Origin of the sequence: Allocoprobacillus halotolerans, from assembly GCF_024399475.1 — a bacterium.
Taxonomy (GTDB): domain Bacteria; phylum Bacillota_I; class Bacilli_A; order Erysipelotrichales; family Coprobacillaceae; genus Allocoprobacillus; species Allocoprobacillus halotolerans.
In genome coordinates, this window is record NZ_CP101620.1 from 392,813 (window position 1) to 407,870 (window position 15,058).

Below are 15,058 nucleotides of genomic sequence, written 5' to 3' on the forward strand. Positions count from 1 at the left end.
ACCAACTAGATGTATGCCATGCCCTGGCACACTACAAAAAAATGTCCTGTGAGATGATCACAAGACATTTTCATCATTGATTATTTGCTCTATTTTTTCTTTCTGTTGTATACAGTTGCTCCGAGCAGTCCGGTTCCTGATACAAATAGCAGGGCAATCCAGAGTGTCATATTACTGCTGTCGCTGGTTTCAGGAGCATTGGTATCTCCGTCACCCGGTTCTGTCGGTTTATAGTTTGGATCAGCCACGCCACAGACTGTGCATTTTCCATCTTTGTAGCTATGAGCAAGTTTCGGAATTACTTTGCCTTGTTCTAAAACTTCACCGCACACCTTGCAAACCTTATCGCCGGTGTAACCTTCTTCGGTACAGGTAGCATCTTTAGCGTTTTTCAGTTCGGTTTCGCCGTGTCCGAGTGCCGGAATTTCTCTTATTTCCTTATTTTGGCAGTCAGCGCAAATTCTTTCTTCCGTTCCCGGATTTGTGCAGTCAGGTGCTTTCGTTTGTTTCCACTCGTCGTAGCTATGAGCAAGTTTCGGAATTACTTTACCTTGTTCTAAAACTTCACCACACACCTTGCAAACTTTATCGCCGGTGTAACCTTCTTCGATACAGGTAGCATCTTTAGCGTTTTTCAGTTCGGTTTCACCGTGTCCGAGTGCCGGAATTTCTCTTATTTCCTTATTTTGGCAGTCAGCGCAAATTCTTTCTTCCGTTCCCGGATTTGTGCAGTCAGGTGCTTTCGTTTGTTTCCACTCGCTGTAGCTATGACCAACGGTAAATTCTTTCGACTGTTTGAAAATGTTTCCTGCCTTTATTGTATTGATTTCAGGTGTTGCTTTTATAGTCCCTTCACCGCTTATTAATGTCACAACATAGGAAGTTGTTTCTTTATTCCAATCATATTTGAAATCCATTCCTGGTGTAGAATCAAATCGAATTCCTTCACTTGCACCTTCAGGCATAATGTATTTGATTTCAAAGGTTTCTCCCGGGCAGAATTGAGTGGCTTCCGGGAACTCAACACCTACGCTGATACCATCTTTAATGCTTCCATCCGGATTTGTAACAAAAGATTTCAACTGTTCGTTTGCAGCATAGGCTTTTTCAGCACCGGCTGGAACTATTAGTGTAAATGTATCTTTATTAGGACGGTTAGCCCCATTGGTTCCAAATGCATTTTCGTTAAAATTCTCTGGTATATTATCGCTCAACATGATACATGTGGCAGATGTGGGATTAAATGCACCTTGGAATGCTTGTTTTCCAACTGTATTCACAGAACCAGGTAAAACTAACATTTTAATTGATTTACAATTTCCAAATACTTGATCAGAAATAGTAGTTACTCCATCTGGAATAATAACAGTCGTCAATGCTGTACACTTAAAAAATGCTTTCATTCCAATTGTTTCAAGATCTGTAGGTAGTGTAATACCGGTCAAACTTTTACAACCGCTGAATGTTTGAGAGCCAATATTCTTGATAGTATTAGTCAACTCAACTTCTGTCAAAGAGGAACACCCGCTAAAGGTTGCATTTAATTCCGTGACATTTCCTTTGATTTCTGCTCTTTCAAGAGATGTGCAGCTTAAAAATGCACCGTTTCCAATTTCCGTTACATTTTCAGGAATCACAATTTCTTTGAGAGCTTTGCAGTCACGGAACGCGTGCTTTCCGATACTTTCGAGAGAATCCGGAAGTGTAATAGACTCGATAATCGATGTATATTGTACTGTATCATAGATTCTAAAACCTTCGTTTATATATTTAATTCCTTCGGGGATAACGATATTTTGCTGTTCTTCACGAATTTCAATAGCAGTATCGTCATCATAGAGTACACCGTCAATATATCGATATTTACTTCCTTGCGCAAATACCACTTCACCTTTATAAGAGAATTGCTGATAGGTTGCACCAAATATAGGAGTTGCTGTAAATTCAGCACCAGCCGGAATGGTAATGGAGGATAAATTAGTACATGCTTCAAACACTCTTCCACCGATTTGTTTCACACCTTCAGGCAAAACAAGAGATGTTCCCTTATATCCACGAAACGCCATATTTCCAATTTCTTCAAGCTGACTGTTTTCAGCAAAAGTAATTTGGGTAAACGATGATCTTAAGCCATCTTCGCCAATTCTTTTTACAGTGGATGGAATTTTAATTTCAGTCACATTTGTTTGCTTAAATGCCCGATCAGCAAGATATTCCAACCCTTCCGGCAAGATAACTTTAGTACTCGAAACGTTATAAAAAGCACCGCTTCCAATACCAACTACTTTATATTTCTTCCCTTCGTGAGTAATAGAAGCAGGAATTGTCATTGTTCCACGATTGCTGTATTCTGAACCGGCAAACACATGATCAACATGAGAAGCACAGTTATGAGGATACCAAGACCAATACCAGGATGAAACTTCAACGCCACCTTCCACTACAGAATAAGCGATATTTCCTTCTACAAACTCAAAAGTCTCTTCCACATATTTCGGATGTCCATTATTATTATCCACCCAACCGGGAACTGTTTTGTCTCCTTCTCCGTTTCCCACAGCAAATACCGTTGTCGGAGTAATCGTAAAGACCATCATAACTGCCAGCAGCATTGCTAACCATTTTTTCTGTTTCAAAACAAAATCCCTCCTTCGTTTTTTCTCGAAGAAGGGTGGTTTTTACAGTCCTCCTCCGAGCATATTCCTTTCCATTGCCCTCAGAGGTGTTGTTGCCCTCAGAGGTGTTGCCCTCAGAGGTGTTGCCCTCAGAGGTGTTGCCCTCAGAGGTGTTGCCCTCAGAGGTGTTGCCCTCAGAGGTGTTGCCCTCAGAGGTGTTGCCCTCAGAGGTGTTGCCCTCAGAGGTGTTGCCCTCAGAGGTGTTGCCCTCAGAGGTGTTGCCCTCAGAGGTGTTGCCCTCAGAGGTGTTGCCCTCAGAGGTGTATATATCTATTAAAAATTATGCCACTTTTTTCTGCACCTTGCAAGAATTTTTAAAAATTTCTCTTGACAAATTTATTTGTGTTATGTGATTTTGTTTCTGTTCTTTGTTATAGTCAATAAAGCAAAAATCAATTCTCGGTTTATTAATTCTTCTGCTCTATTTCGAATATTATTCATTTTTCCAATCCAACACAACGGATTCTCAGATTTCAGTTTTTCAGTTATGCCTTCTTGTTCTTTCATTTGTTCAACCAACCAAAAAACAGTTCCTTTGCCTGCTCATCAATATCAGCAAGATAACTGTTTAGCTTACCGCTTGTCAGTAAGTTCGCATACCTCACTTTATGATGTTCTTTAAGATACCTTGCGTGCTGCTTTCCCCATATACCAATGTGTTTTCCTTCCTCAGGCAGTAATGTGAGATCAGGAAGATAACAATCACCTTGCAATGTATAACTGATACCTGTTTGCTCATCATAAATATTATGCTGCATAATCATGCCTCCTTGTAGATTATTTTAAACTTCTTTTTCTTTCCATTTACGATTTTAAGCAAAAGTTCATTAACTGCGTCTGTGTATCTTCCGTTGTTAATCAAATGGTTTCTTAATTCATTCAGGCTGTTAATAATAATTCTACGCTCGTATTCATCAAGCACTATGTAATATTTTTCTTTGTTTTGTACTTCTCGCTTGCACTTCAATGTTACCATAGTAAAATTCTTCAATAAAGTTTTTCATTATACAATCCTCCGTTATAAGTTGAATTATCCTTACAATTCAATCATTTTGGCTGACTACAAAAGCATAAGGGAGACAACTTCTTTACGAAGTGTCTCCCTTATGGTGACTTGTTCTTTTTTTGAAGTCAATTATTTTGATAATCACATTCATTCTTAAAATAAAAAAACAACACTATAAATAAAAAAGCAAATACTAAAAATTTAATTATTACTAATTCAGTGATAATTAAAAAACAATTAAAAAATCTTTTATCAGAAAAACATATAGAACGTCCTTAAATTTCCAAAGAAAAAATAAGTGAGTATCAGATTTTAATTTTTTATGATGTAGTCATGTTTCAAAAAAGGTTTAATACACTTGAATGCCAAAAAAATACTAACATTATATTTACATCTAATATAAATTTAACTAAGATTAATTTTTTTATCCAATTGATATAGTTTTTAAGCATGAGTTCAAGCAAGCGGTTAATGATGGTATCATTACACCTGCGATGGATTATAGAGCTTTAGGTTTCGCTGTCGAGAAATTTAGCAAGCAGTTATTGAAACAATTTGGGTATGTTAAAGATACTACACAAACGAAAAGAGACGTTAAAACATGGGATTTATGTATGAAATATCAAGATAAACATTTGTGGTGTGAATGTAAAACTTACAAAAGTCAATTTGTTTCTCCAACATCTGGTAATTCTCTTTTAAAAGATATTGTAATGCGAAAAACTATACAACAGATTCCAGATAAAGATATTGTATTATTAATGGTATTTAGCAAGATACCAAGTTTTCAAAAAGATGTTATTTATAAAAGATATAATATTGTTGTTTGGGATATAGATAATTTAGTATTTTATTGTAAAGAAAGTTCATCTTTATTAAAACAGTTATCGCAAATCTTTCAAAGAATGTAATAAAGCATATGAATTAATTCAACAGTTAGAAAATTGTAAAACTGGTCAAAAATATTCTAAGGAATACGAGAAAATCTGTGAAGAGATAATTCGTTTCCTTTTTGAATCAACATATTTTAATGCCTTATCAAGCCAACACAAAACTAAAGATAAACATTTTAGAATGGATTTAATAGGAGCTTTAAAAATAAATCAAAATAGCGAAAGTTTTCATCCACATCCTTTATGGCAGATGCTTATTCAGTATTATAATTCACATTTTATCGTTTTTGAGTTTAAAAACTATCGACCAGAATTTAATTTATATTTCTGAAAACACCTATTTAATGTAGCACTTCGTAATGTTGTGATAATTATATCTCGAAAAGGTTTTTCTAAATCTGCAAAGTTTGCGGCACAAGGATGTTTAAAAGAACATGGCAAACTAATATTAGATCTGACTGATCAAGATTTGATTGAAATGCTAAAATCAAGAAGTAACGCAGTAGATTTTATTTTACAAAAGTTAGAGGATTTTTTAATGTCAATAAGCAAATAATTGTTAGTTGCAAATCTATAAGTACTATTTAATTATAGCCAATTATATTAATACAAGCTCTTTTTTGATATATTAATATTCTTTACCTTAACTAAAGAATAATGGACTATGATTATCCTATAGTATAGCAAACTCTGACTTTTGCACCTATAAAAAAATCTTGTTGAGACATCGTCCTAAGGTCTATAAGAATTGTAGAAATTTATTATACTTTTAGAATATATATTGTAGACACTTTAGATACATGAAATGATATAGTATACGCAACCTGCCTTTGGCAGTTTATATTAAAATATAGTGATAATTAATAAAGTTAAATATCAAATACTCATTTGAATTTATTAAAGTTTAATCTTTTTACAAAAACGTAAAATCGTTGTCTTGGTAATATGAATACGCTTAGACATTTTTGTTAGAGAATATTGTTGTACAAGACTTAAATCTCACATATTTTTTCACAGACTTTTAATTCACTCTTTGTCAGTGTATTCTTTTTTAAATTAATATTTGATAAAAAATCCATAGGCTTCTCCTTTTGTTTTCTTTAAATCTTATTATAACTGATTTTTAGTACCTTTCCATAAGAATTCATGAAAATCATGATGAAATGAATGATTGACAAGTATCTTGTTTCTTTTTATCATATAGAAATGAGGTGTATATTTTTATGAATAATCAATTAACACATGGTTCTATTACCAAATCATTAATTCTGTTTTCTATTCCTATGATTATAGGGAATTTATTACAACAGTTTTATAATGTTGCAGATACATTTATTGTCGGACAGTTTTTAGGAGCTGATGCTTTAGCGGCAGTTGGTTCATCTTTTACTTTAATGACATTTTTGACATCCATTATTCTAGGTTTATGTATGGGAAGTGGCATTTTATTTTCTATGTATTATGGTGGTCAACAAATAGATAAAATGAAAACATCTTTTTTTATCTCTTTTATTGGTATTGCTTTGTTTTCTATTCTTTTAGAGATTCTTTGTTTATTTGCTATTCACCCTATCTTACATTTTATGAATATTCCTCAAGATATTTATCAACAAAGCTATGATTATCTTTTCATTATCTTTATTGGTTTCTTTTTTACTTTCCTCTATAATTATTTTTCTTCATTATTAAGAGCCTTAGGTAATTCCAAAGTCCCCCTTTATTTTTTAGCAATAGCTTCCATCATCAATGTCTTTTTAGATATTTATTTGATTGTTTCTTTTGATATGGGTATCAGTGGTGCCGCATTAGCGACAATTATTGCTCAAGCTATCAGTGGTTTTGGCATTATGATTTATGTTTTGATTAAACAAAAAGATCTTTTACCAGCCAAAAAACATTGTTATTTTAATAAAGATATATTTATGAAAATTAAAGATTATTCATTACTCACATGTATTCAACAATCCGTGATGAATTTTGGTATTTTAATGATTCAGGGATTGGTTAATAGTTTTGGTGTTATCACCATGTCAGCTTTTGCGGCAGCTGTGAAAATTGATTCCTTTGCCTATATGCCCGTACAAGATTTTGGCAATGCCTTTTCAACATTTATTGCCCAAAATAAAGGGGCAAATCTTCCTGAGCGTATTCAAAAAGGTTTAAAATCAGCCATGATTATTTCAGGTATTTTCTGTCTATTTATTTCTTTGATTGTTTATATATTTGCGCCTATTTTGATGTTGATTTTTATTCATCCTGAAGAAGTCGAAATTATTCGTCAAGGTGTTGAATATTTACAAATAGAAGGTATGTGTTATTTAGGAATTGGATATTTATTTTTACTTTATGGTTATTATCGTGGTGTAGGTAAACCAGGTATTTCCGTTGTTTTAACAATTGCATCACTAGGAACACGTGTCGCTTTAGCTTATCTGTTTGCACCAATATTAGGAACAATAGCCATATGGTGGGCTATTCCTATTGGCTGGTTTTTAGCTGATGCAATTGGTATTCTTTATGGTATTACAAAAGAAAAATGGCAGTTAAAAAAGTTGTAACTTAGGGTTGCAACTTTTTTATAATCATTAACAATCAAACATCCGTATTATATGTTAAACCGAAAACTCTACAAAATCAATTTAGATGAAAAACCGCAGATTAATATAATCAAAAGGATATAAGATTTGCCGTTAGAAACCGCAGTTCTTATATCCTTTATCTGTTTTTTGATTTATAATATTCTATGTGTTATTTATTTTGACTGATTTTTTTAATCTTAAGAAAGGAAAAAGAGAAAAGATAGGTTCAGTTTTGCAGGCTCAATCTCATCTTTTCTCCTGGGTTCATCTTTGATGAATCCACCCGCTACTATGGTACAATCATTTTCTGTTTTAATCAAGCATATTTTTCAAACTTGTCCTATTAATTTTAACCATTCTCTCTCTGCTAGTGAATTTCAGCTTCTCGAAACCTTTTTATTAAATCATCTGGAACTCTCTGCGTTTCATATCCATGATGATCATATATGTAAGTCACCTAATTTTAAATTCTTTATCTCTTATGATCGCTATTTTATTACTTTCCGTGATAATGCCGTTGTTGAGGAAACTGTTTCGATTCCCGTGCTTTACTGTGAAAACTGCAAACATTTTCATGCTGTCCTTCCTCATCTTTTCATTGTGCCTCATTGCCAATATTCTATTCCTTTTATATTATCTGTCCTTTTTGATAAATTTTATTCTTCATTGACTGTAAATGATGTTTCAAATAAATATGGAATATCTATTTCTACAATCTACAGATGGATCAAAAAATACATGTGCTATCTACGCTACTATATGCAGCTTAGAAACAGTTACCGCATGTCTTTTTTTGTTTCAATGATTTATCTTTATGAGGATGTCATGAATGATATCTACGATTTGAGTTCCCATGCTTTATTTCAATATGACCGCAAATTATTTGCTCCTTCGTGAAATGATGATCATTAGAATATAAAAATAAATAAGATGGAAATATCTTTATCATTTTCACTGTTCTATACTTTTTTGGGAGGTAAAAAGTTATGAACAAACAGAATACTGATCGTTACGAGTACAGAAAACTCGTTGCACAGGTCAAATTTTCACTTATTGCACCTGTCGTTTCGGCTACATTTACGGATATATCCGCTGAAGCCTATTTTAGGCGTGTCTCCAAGAATGAGGTCGATTGGCCCGATGGTACCAGAAGAAAGTTTTCTGCTGTAACTTTAAAGAATTGGCTTTATATTTATAGAAATTGTGGATTTGATGAACTGATGCCTAAAGATCGTCTGGATGCCGGAAGAGTCAGGAAGCTGGACAATCGCCATAAAGATTTTATTAGCGATATGATCAAGGAATTCCCTAAAATGACAGGCGTCATGATCTATGAAAGAATGATTGAAAAGGGGCTCCTCAACGTAGGTGATGTATCGGTAGATACTGTTCAGAGGTACATTAAAAATTCAGGATTGCGTCATGGGTCAAAACCTGTCACAAAAGAAAGACGTACATGGGAATTTGCTCATTCATGTGATGGATATGAAGCGGATACCTGTCATACCTTTTATATTTTTGATGAAGCCGGTGAGTACAGAAAAACTTATCTGATTGCCATCATCGATAATCATTCAAGAATGATAGTTGGTGCTGAATTCTTTTTTAATGATAATGCCGTTAATTTTCAGAAGGTATGGCATGATGCAGTACTAAGATATGGGAGAAGTAAGATGATCATCCTTGACAATGGATCAAGCTACAAAAATAAAAGCACCAAGGAGATAGAAGCAAGGCTGGGCACAAAAATCATCTACAATCCACCTTATTCACCGGAAGGAAAGGCCGTTATTGAAAGGTTCTTTTCTACCATCAAGATGAGATGGATGAATGGGGATCATGGAAGCCATTATCATTCATTGACCGAGCTCAATATGAGATTAAAAAGTTGGATTAACGAATATAACCGTACCCCTCATTCTTCACTGAAGGATGACATTCACGACAATCACACTCCATTGGAAAGATACATGTACGATATGAAGGACGTGGAGGTATGTCAGCTATCCAATAAATCATCCGTTGAATACAGAGCCTGGCTTGACGATGTGTTCATGCATGAAACGACACGTAAGGTAAATGGAGATTCAACCGTATTGATTGAAAATGTTTTATTTGATGTTCCGTCCATTTATATCGGGATGAGGGTAATCATTCGATATGATCCAAGAACTTTTGAAAATACCTATCTGTATGATATATCCGAAAAAAGAAAGTTCCAATCAGTAGGACAGATAAGGTTGAAAACGGAAGGACAAGAAGAGAGGAGATTATTTATTAATGGAAATGACAACGTATTACGGAATGGACAGAAATCCATTTACTAAAGATACAATGATTAAAACATTATATGAATCTAATGATTTTAAACAGATGACGAACCGATTGGAATTTATCATCAAATCAAGAGGAATCGGTGTATTTTTAAGCAATCCTGGGATGGGAAAGACCACATGTCTGAGAAAAACATTGGAATCTCTCAACCCCAATCGATATGTAGTAATCTATATCTGTATGACAACGATTACAGCCATAGATTTTTACAGAATGCTTAATGATGCACTGGGGCTTGAAGAGATGACAAAAAAGTCGAAGATGTTTCAAGCTATCCAGGATGAACTGAGAAGATTGACAGTAGAAAACAAAATGGAAGTCATTATAGCGATAGATGAAGCACAATTTCTCAGAAAAGAAGTGCTTAGAGAATTCATCATGCTTATGAATTTTGATTATGATTCAAAAGATTACTGTACACTGATATTCGTAGGGCAGAATGAATTTATAAGAACACTGCGACTTAAAGTCCTGGAACCATTTAGACAACGTATCAATATGAATTATACGTTTACAGGATTCAATGAAGAAGAAGTAAAAAATTATGTGGAATCACGTTTGGAATCGGTCGGTTGCCGAACAGACCTGTTTACAAAAGAAAGCTATCATACACTTTATACACTGATGAATACCTCCGTCAGGATACTCAATCAGATCATCAGTAAGAGCCTGATATTAGGAATGCATTATAAAAAGGATATCATTGATAGCGAACTGATCATGGAAGCAGGCAAGGAATTAATGATAGGATAGGAAAGATGGATTATATATATAAAGATAGAGAAAATAAAAAACAGGTTGGGGAGATCGACTGCATAGAAATTAGACCATATTATACATTTAACATAAAAACAGAAAAAAGTATATATAGGTGTCAGATGCACGCAATAAGCGGGGAATGGGAATTGTTTATACATTACTACGATAAAATCATAAGAAAAAACCAGGATAGATTTATACCACTGGCATATCCAACAGATATCATGTGGAATACGGAATCTGTGTATGATAATATAGATGATGAATTAGAAAGCAGAAGGATTGCATACGCGATAAAAAGTATATTTGAACAATATAACTATGAGGATGTATCGATATGATATATCCTTTTTTCATTGATCACTTACTATCCATCAGCAGGTAGCAAATAATCTGCGGTTAAAAATAAAAGGACGTGATAAATCAGTATAAATTAATCTGCAGTTAACATTATCGCAGAATTTGTGGTTTAACAATTATATCATACTTTCTAAAGAAATTTTATATCTAATTTTTTTGACTTTCGGTTTTTTGCATTCTTTTTTGAAGGGTATGTCTTGTTGTTTATTGTCATAACCCTTGTTTTCTTATCTATATCATCTTTTTTGTTTTTGTTCTCTTTTTATTGTAGCTGAAAAAGTGTCATTTTCATGACCTTTTTTATTATTTACTATATGTTCATTTTATAGTTTCAGTTGCAGCTGCCTGTATTCCTGCTTCTCTCTTATATTTTGAAACTCCTTGATTCCCTTTTGTGCATATTTTAATATTTCCTGTATCCCTTTACTGATCTGATAGCACCAGTAATATCTCTTTCCTTTAAGCGATTTGCTTCTCTCTATCATCTTTATGACCAGTAATTTCTTGTCTACTTTCTCTGCCAACAGTGTTATATGCCCTATATGCATCATCAATATCGTATTCAATACATTTATTGATTTCATCGTCCTTACTCTTATATTTTCAAAACCATACTGATTCTTTTTGAATCTGAATTTCTCCTCGATTCGCCACCTTGACATATATGCCCTCACTATCTTATGCACATCTCTTTTATTCCTGATCTCTCTATTCGTTAAAAGCATCATCGGTTTTTCTTCACTTAATCCATACACAATGACTAGATTTAATATCCTTCCCTTTTGTGATGGCAGTTCCACTCTCGTATGTGATACATAGACTTCACTGTCTTCCTTAGAAAAATACATGTTCATCTTAATCTTGCCTTTTCTTCTTTTGGCGATTTCTCCTACTTTCTTTGGCTTCCCTTTAAACAATAATGTTCTATTTTCTTTGAGTCTGATGATGAAATCATCTGCATTATGATTTTCATCTATGAAGTAATCATAAAATACATTGGCATCATATCCTCTGTCACATACAAATGTACATCTTTCAGGAATGAGAGATTTGACATATTTTATGCTCTTTATTGTTTCATCGTTCATTGACTTGAATCCTTCACTTTCAGTTGAATAGATATGGCTATACAAAGATATTGGATGATGTTGATCCTGTGTGAGGGCAGTTGCCTCACATACATGGTATCCAGGATAAATGTCATCCTTAAGTGAGGAAGCATCCCTGACCATACAAAGATCTTCAAATTTTCTTCCATATTTTTTGATGATTTCACTGTTATCAAGTAAAATGATCCTGTCTTCGCTAAGATGCTTGATAACCATATCATTATAATTGGATTTCATTTGGTTCATTGCTTCATCATCAAATTGAGCCAAATGATTGGATAATCTGTCAATTGTATAATTGAGCTTGATATTTTCATCAAGAGCTCTGGCAATATCGCTAAGTAGAACACTTTGACTTCTTGCAAGACCAAACATCATGTCCATGACAAACTTGGCAGCAGGTTTATCAAGACTGTCTGATAATTTATTAGAAAAATTGACAATTTCTCTTTTCGTTTCATATAGATCTGTGGTAAAATAACTCATGGAAAATCCCTCCTAAATTTTGTTTATTGAGATAAAATTATTATAACATTTTAGAGGCTGATTTTCCTTATAAATAAAGCAAAACAGGCAATTTGTGAATAACTTTTTACCTGTTTTTTATTTTTTTACCGAAACTCAAACTAATTTTCAATTATCCGCATAAACACTATACTTTCAAGTATTTTTATTCCAGAAAAGCACTCATTTTACCACGATTGAATGAGCCTTGATATGACACTAAAAACAACATGGGAGATAGTACTGAATATCTGTGTATCTCCCATTTTTCATTCATATAATATAATTACTTCACTCTGATTTCAAACTTCAAGATTGCTTTCATCATTTCTGCATGAATTAGACTTTTTAATTCTTCATCAACTTGCATAGTGATTTTACCATTTTCAGAGTGGTAAAATGGACGTAAGCACAATTTACAGATATAAGCATCATAGAAATTCAAGATTTCCTTTATCGCAGTTTCATTCCCAGTAGACGCTTTACATATTACATCTCATGAGGGTAGCCATATTCTTTTCTCATTCGTTCAGTCCCTTTCTTTCAATAATGTTTTAAGTTTGTTCAATCCGTTACTTCTTCTGCGATAAATAGCAGAACGTGATACATGATATAATTCTGCAATTTCTTGGTCGCTCATACCTTGAAAATAGCGTAATAAAATTACATCACGTTCTTTAATCGACAACTTATGTAAAGCAATAGAAAGTTTTTCGTTTGACACTTGGATTGTAGTATTTAAGACTTCAAATGATGTGTAGTCACAAAAATAGTTATCTGTTGTTCTACATTCAAGCTGTTTGACATTGGATAATTCACAATCTCACCCCTTTTCGCATATGCTGAAATATATAAACGGGAATACCGTCTATACCTTTTAGTAATGTAAAAAAGAAGGCAAGAAAAAAGCCCGCACAAAACATATTAGTCTGCACGAGCCTTCAAAATTTCCTTATATTCAGATGTTGATAACTGCCATATTAGATTGTTTAACGGTATGCTTAAAACGATTTATGACAATGCTGTTCGTTGATATTTTCATTTAATTTCTCCTTGAAATCAACTCATTATTCTTTATTTTCTCTGCCAATTCAAGTATTTTCGTATGGATTGAGTGAATTATTTTTGAAAACTCAACATCATTTTTTCCAGTAGGGTCACTTAATCCCCAATCCTCTCTATATTTGCATGGAATTACAGGACAATTTACATTACACCCCATTGTTATCACAATATCTACTTGCGGTATTTCTGACAACAGTTTGGAATATTGTGCTTTTTCCATGTCTATTTGATACAGTTCTTTCATTAAACGAACTGCGTCTTGATTGATTTGTGGTTTCGTTTCTGTTCCAGCTAATAGCTTTCAAATACATTTGAAGAAAGGTGCTTTCCCAATGCCTCCGCAATTTGACTACGACAAGAATTATGAACACAGACAAAAGCCACTTTAGGTTTTTTCATAAATAAATTACCGACCTTTCTTCATTTTATTACTTACTCAATAGTGCTTTCACTTCGTCTGCGGTTAATACTTTTCCATAGGATATTACTTCGCCATTAAACACCAATGCAGGTGTAGACATTACTCCATAACTGGCGATTTCTGCAAAATCTGTAATGTGTTCAATCTCATAATCTATTTGAAGTTCAGATATTGCTGTTCTAGTTGCTTTTTCCAATTCCATACATTTGGCACAGCCTGAACCTAATATTTTAATGCCTTGCTCTTGTTTCTTGTTTTCTACATTTTGCATTGTTTCTGATGTGCAATTTTCACCACAACAGCATGATTTTGTTTCTTTTTTCTTTCCAAATAATTTCATTTCTTATTCGCTCCTTTTAAATAAATAATGTACTAAAAATATTAAAGAGATAACCTACAATAATAATACCAAACGTACAAATGGCAATAAATAAGGTCAATAATTTAGGTTTTACTGCTTTTTTCAGCATGATTAAAGACGGTAAACTTAATGTTGTTACAGCCATCATAAATGATAAAATTGTACCTAATTGTGCCCCCTTTGCAAGTAATGCCTCTGCAACTGGTATTGTTCCAAAAATATCAGCATACATAGGAACACCGACAAGAGTAGCTAAAATAACACCAAACGGGTTATTACTTCCTAAAATACTTTCGATCCACGCTTCAGGTATCCAATTATGGATAATTGCTCCAATCCCTACACCAATTAAAATGTATGGAAATACTTTTTTGAATGTTCCTATCACTTGTTCTTTAGCATATTGAACTCTGTCCTTTTTGGTTAAGGTAGGGGAACTAATATCAACGCTACTTGCATTTTTGACAAAATCTTCCACATATTTTCCCATGTGTAATTTTTCAATTAAAGTACCACCAATCACAGCAATTATCAAACCGATAATTACATAAGCAAAAGCGACTTTAGCACCGAAAATACTCATTAGCAATACAAGACTTCCTAAATCAACCATAGGAGAAGAAATCAAAAATGAAAAAGTTACTCCTAGTGGTAGTCCTGCACTTGTAAAGCCTATAAATAGTGGGATAGAAGAACATGAGCAAAATGGTGTGACTGTTCCTAACAATGCGGATATAATATTTGCTCCTATACCATGAAAACGTCCTAAAATTTTCTTACTTCTTTCTGGTGGAAAGTAACTTTGAATATACGAAATAAAGTAAATCAGTAAACATAACAAAATTGTGATTTTGATTACATCATACAAAAAGAATTGAATACTTCCACCTAATCGACTATTAATGTCTAACCCTAGTTGTGATAGTCCATTACCGATTAAACCATTTAACCATTTCATGCCTAATATTTGGTCTTGGAAAAATAACCATATT

Annotated in this window: 16 protein-coding genes and 1 pseudogene; 7 read left to right on the forward strand and 10 right to left on the reverse strand. The window is 33.4% G+C overall.

The annotated features are described in order from the left end of the window. Positions 1 to 89: 89 nt before the first annotated feature. Positions 90 to 2,636: a leucine-rich repeat domain-containing protein gene (locus tag NMU03_RS02455; protein ID WP_290141010.1), complete on the reverse strand. Its 2,547-nt coding sequence runs from the start codon at positions 2,634 to 2,636 to the stop codon at positions 90 to 92. On the opposite strand from NMU03_RS02455, the gene NMU03_RS17510 reads away from it, so the two are divergent. Further along, positions 2,536 to 2,952 carry a pentapeptide repeat-containing protein gene (locus tag NMU03_RS17510; RefSeq protein ID WP_353956651.1) on the forward strand — a complete coding sequence of 139 codons (417 nt, stop codon included), beginning with the start codon at positions 2,536 to 2,538 and terminating at the stop codon, positions 2,950 to 2,952. The two genes, NMU03_RS02455 and NMU03_RS17510, sit on opposite strands and share 101 nt — an antisense overlap. A 68-nt stretch (positions 2,953 to 3,020) precedes the next feature. Here the strand turns inward: NMU03_RS17510 and NMU03_RS17965 are convergent, their stop codons facing one another. The 3 genes from NMU03_RS17965 to NMU03_RS02465 are packed head-to-tail and all read right to left on the reverse strand — an operon-like array spanning position 3,021 to position 3,651. Then, positions 3,021 to 3,182 carry a TnpV protein gene (locus NMU03_RS17965; protein WP_435372923.1) on the reverse strand — a complete coding sequence of 54 codons (162 nt, stop codon included), beginning with the start codon at positions 3,180 to 3,182 and terminating at the stop codon, positions 3,021 to 3,023. Beyond that, positions 3,179 to 3,433 (reverse strand): TnpV protein, encoded by a 255-nt coding sequence (locus tag NMU03_RS17970; protein ID WP_435372924.1) that lies wholly within the window; start codon positions 3,431 to 3,433, stop codon positions 3,179 to 3,181. The genes NMU03_RS17965 and NMU03_RS17970 overlap by 4 nt, the downstream gene beginning before the upstream one ends. Positions 3,434 to 3,435: 2 nt before the next feature. Continuing rightward, positions 3,436 to 3,651, reverse strand: coding sequence for a hypothetical protein (locus tag NMU03_RS02465; protein WP_290141012.1), 216 nt, complete (start codon positions 3,649 to 3,651; stop codon positions 3,436 to 3,438). Between the two features lie 524 nt (positions 3,652 to 4,175). Between NMU03_RS02465 and NMU03_RS02470 the strand changes: the two genes are divergently transcribed. The 6 genes from NMU03_RS02470 to NMU03_RS02495 all read left to right on the forward strand — a co-directional run bounded on the left by NMU03_RS02470 (position 4,176) and on the right by NMU03_RS02495 (position 10,587). Next, positions 4,176 to 4,592, forward strand: coding sequence for a hypothetical protein (locus tag NMU03_RS02470; RefSeq protein ID WP_290141013.1), 417 nt, complete (start codon positions 4,176 to 4,178; stop codon positions 4,590 to 4,592). Positions 4,593 to 5,797: 1,205 nt separating this feature from the next. Next, positions 5,798 to 7,132, forward strand: a complete 1,335-nt coding sequence (locus NMU03_RS02475; RefSeq protein ID WP_290141015.1) for an MATE family efflux transporter — start codon at positions 5,798 to 5,800, stop codon at positions 7,130 to 7,132. 294 nt (positions 7,133 to 7,426) lie between these two features. Further along, positions 7,427 to 8,050 carry a DUF6431 domain-containing protein gene (locus NMU03_RS02480; RefSeq protein ID WP_272595462.1) on the forward strand — a complete coding sequence of 208 codons (624 nt, stop codon included), beginning with the start codon at positions 7,427 to 7,429 and terminating at the stop codon, positions 8,048 to 8,050. A gap of 89 nt (positions 8,051 to 8,139) precedes the next feature. Further along, a complete protein-coding gene (locus NMU03_RS02485; RefSeq protein ID WP_290138106.1) occupies positions 8,140 to 9,480 on the forward strand; it encodes a TnsB C-terminal domain-containing protein in 1,341 nt (446 codons plus the stop codon). Then, a complete protein-coding gene (locus NMU03_RS02490) occupies positions 9,434 to 10,240 on the forward strand; it encodes an ExeA family protein (protein WP_272595460.1) in 807 nt (268 codons plus the stop codon). Before NMU03_RS02485 ends, NMU03_RS02490 begins: the two co-directional genes overlap by 47 nt. Positions 10,241 to 10,245: 5 nt before the next feature. Then, positions 10,246 to 10,587 carry a hypothetical protein gene (locus tag NMU03_RS02495; protein WP_290141017.1) on the forward strand — a complete coding sequence of 114 codons (342 nt, stop codon included), beginning with the start codon at positions 10,246 to 10,248 and terminating at the stop codon, positions 10,585 to 10,587. A 342-nt stretch (positions 10,588 to 10,929) separates the two neighbouring features. On the opposite strand, the gene NMU03_RS02500 is transcribed toward NMU03_RS02495, so the two are convergent. The 6 genes and pseudogenes from NMU03_RS02500 to NMU03_RS02525 all read right to left on the reverse strand — a co-directional run bounded on the left by NMU03_RS02500 (position 10,930) and on the right by NMU03_RS02525 (position 15,024). Continuing rightward, the gene (locus tag NMU03_RS02500) at positions 10,930 to 12,201 is read right to left on the reverse strand and encodes a transposase (protein WP_290138468.1); all 1,272 of its coding nucleotides are present in this window, start codon (positions 12,199 to 12,201) and stop codon (positions 10,930 to 10,932) included. A 304-nt stretch (positions 12,202 to 12,505) separates the two neighbouring features. Then, positions 12,506 to 12,664, reverse strand: a complete 159-nt coding sequence (locus NMU03_RS02505; protein ID WP_435372925.1) for a helix-turn-helix domain-containing protein — start codon at positions 12,662 to 12,664, stop codon at positions 12,506 to 12,508. An 84-nt stretch (positions 12,665 to 12,748) separates the two neighbouring features. Then, the gene (locus tag NMU03_RS02510) at positions 12,749 to 12,943 is read right to left on the reverse strand and encodes an RNA polymerase sigma factor (protein ID WP_290141018.1); all 195 of its coding nucleotides are present in this window, start codon (positions 12,941 to 12,943) and stop codon (positions 12,749 to 12,751) included. 318 nt (positions 12,944 to 13,261) lie between these two features. Beyond that, a pseudogene (locus NMU03_RS02515) lies at positions 13,262 to 13,683 on the reverse strand (arsenate reductase ArsC). A gap of 29 nt (positions 13,684 to 13,712) precedes the next feature. After that, complete coding sequence (locus tag NMU03_RS02520; protein WP_290141020.1) at positions 13,713 to 14,045, reverse strand: thioredoxin family protein; 333 nt, start codon at positions 14,043 to 14,045, stop codon at positions 13,713 to 13,715. Between the two features lie 16 nt (positions 14,046 to 14,061). Then, entirely contained in the window at positions 14,062 to 15,024 is a 963-nt protein-coding gene (locus NMU03_RS02525; RefSeq protein ID WP_435372941.1) for a permease, read from the reverse strand. Positions 15,025 to 15,058 lie beyond the last annotated feature (34 nt).

Bases quoted from the DNA above. Each gene is read 5' to 3' on its own strand.
- NMU03_RS17965 (WP_435372923.1), bottom strand. From the start codon at position 3,182: ATGAAAGAACAAGAAGGCATAACTGAAAAACTGAAATCTGAGAATCCG.
- NMU03_RS17970 (WP_435372924.1), bottom strand. From the start codon at position 3,433: ATGCAGCATAATATTTATGATGAGCAAACAGGTATCAGTTATACATTG.
- NMU03_RS02465 (WP_290141012.1), bottom strand. From the start codon at position 3,651: ATGGTAACATTGAAGTGCAAGCGAGAAGTACAAAACAAAGAAAAATAT.
- NMU03_RS02470 (WP_290141013.1), top strand. From the start codon at position 4,176: ATGGATTATAGAGCTTTAGGTTTCGCTGTCGAGAAATTTAGCAAGCAG.
- NMU03_RS02475 (WP_290141015.1), top strand. From the start codon at position 5,798: ATGAATAATCAATTAACACATGGTTCTATTACCAAATCATTAATTCTG.
- NMU03_RS02480 (WP_272595462.1), top strand. From the start codon at position 7,427: ATGAATCCACCCGCTACTATGGTACAATCATTTTCTGTTTTAATCAAG.
- NMU03_RS02485 (WP_290138106.1), top strand. From the start codon at position 8,140: ATGAACAAACAGAATACTGATCGTTACGAGTACAGAAAACTCGTTGCA.
- NMU03_RS02490 (WP_272595460.1), top strand. From the start codon at position 9,434: ATGGAAATGACAACGTATTACGGAATGGACAGAAATCCATTTACTAAA.
- NMU03_RS02495 (WP_290141017.1), top strand. From the start codon at position 10,246: ATGGATTATATATATAAAGATAGAGAAAATAAAAAACAGGTTGGGGAG.
- NMU03_RS02500 (WP_290138468.1), bottom strand. From the start codon at position 12,201: ATGAGTTATTTTACCACAGATCTATATGAAACGAAAAGAGAAATTGTC.
- NMU03_RS02520 (WP_290141020.1), bottom strand. From the start codon at position 14,045: ATGAAATTATTTGGAAAGAAAAAAGAAACAAAATCATGCTGTTGTGGT.
- NMU03_RS02525 (WP_435372941.1), bottom strand. From the start codon at position 15,024: ATGAAATGGTTAAATGGTTTAATCGGTAATGGACTATCACAACTAGGG.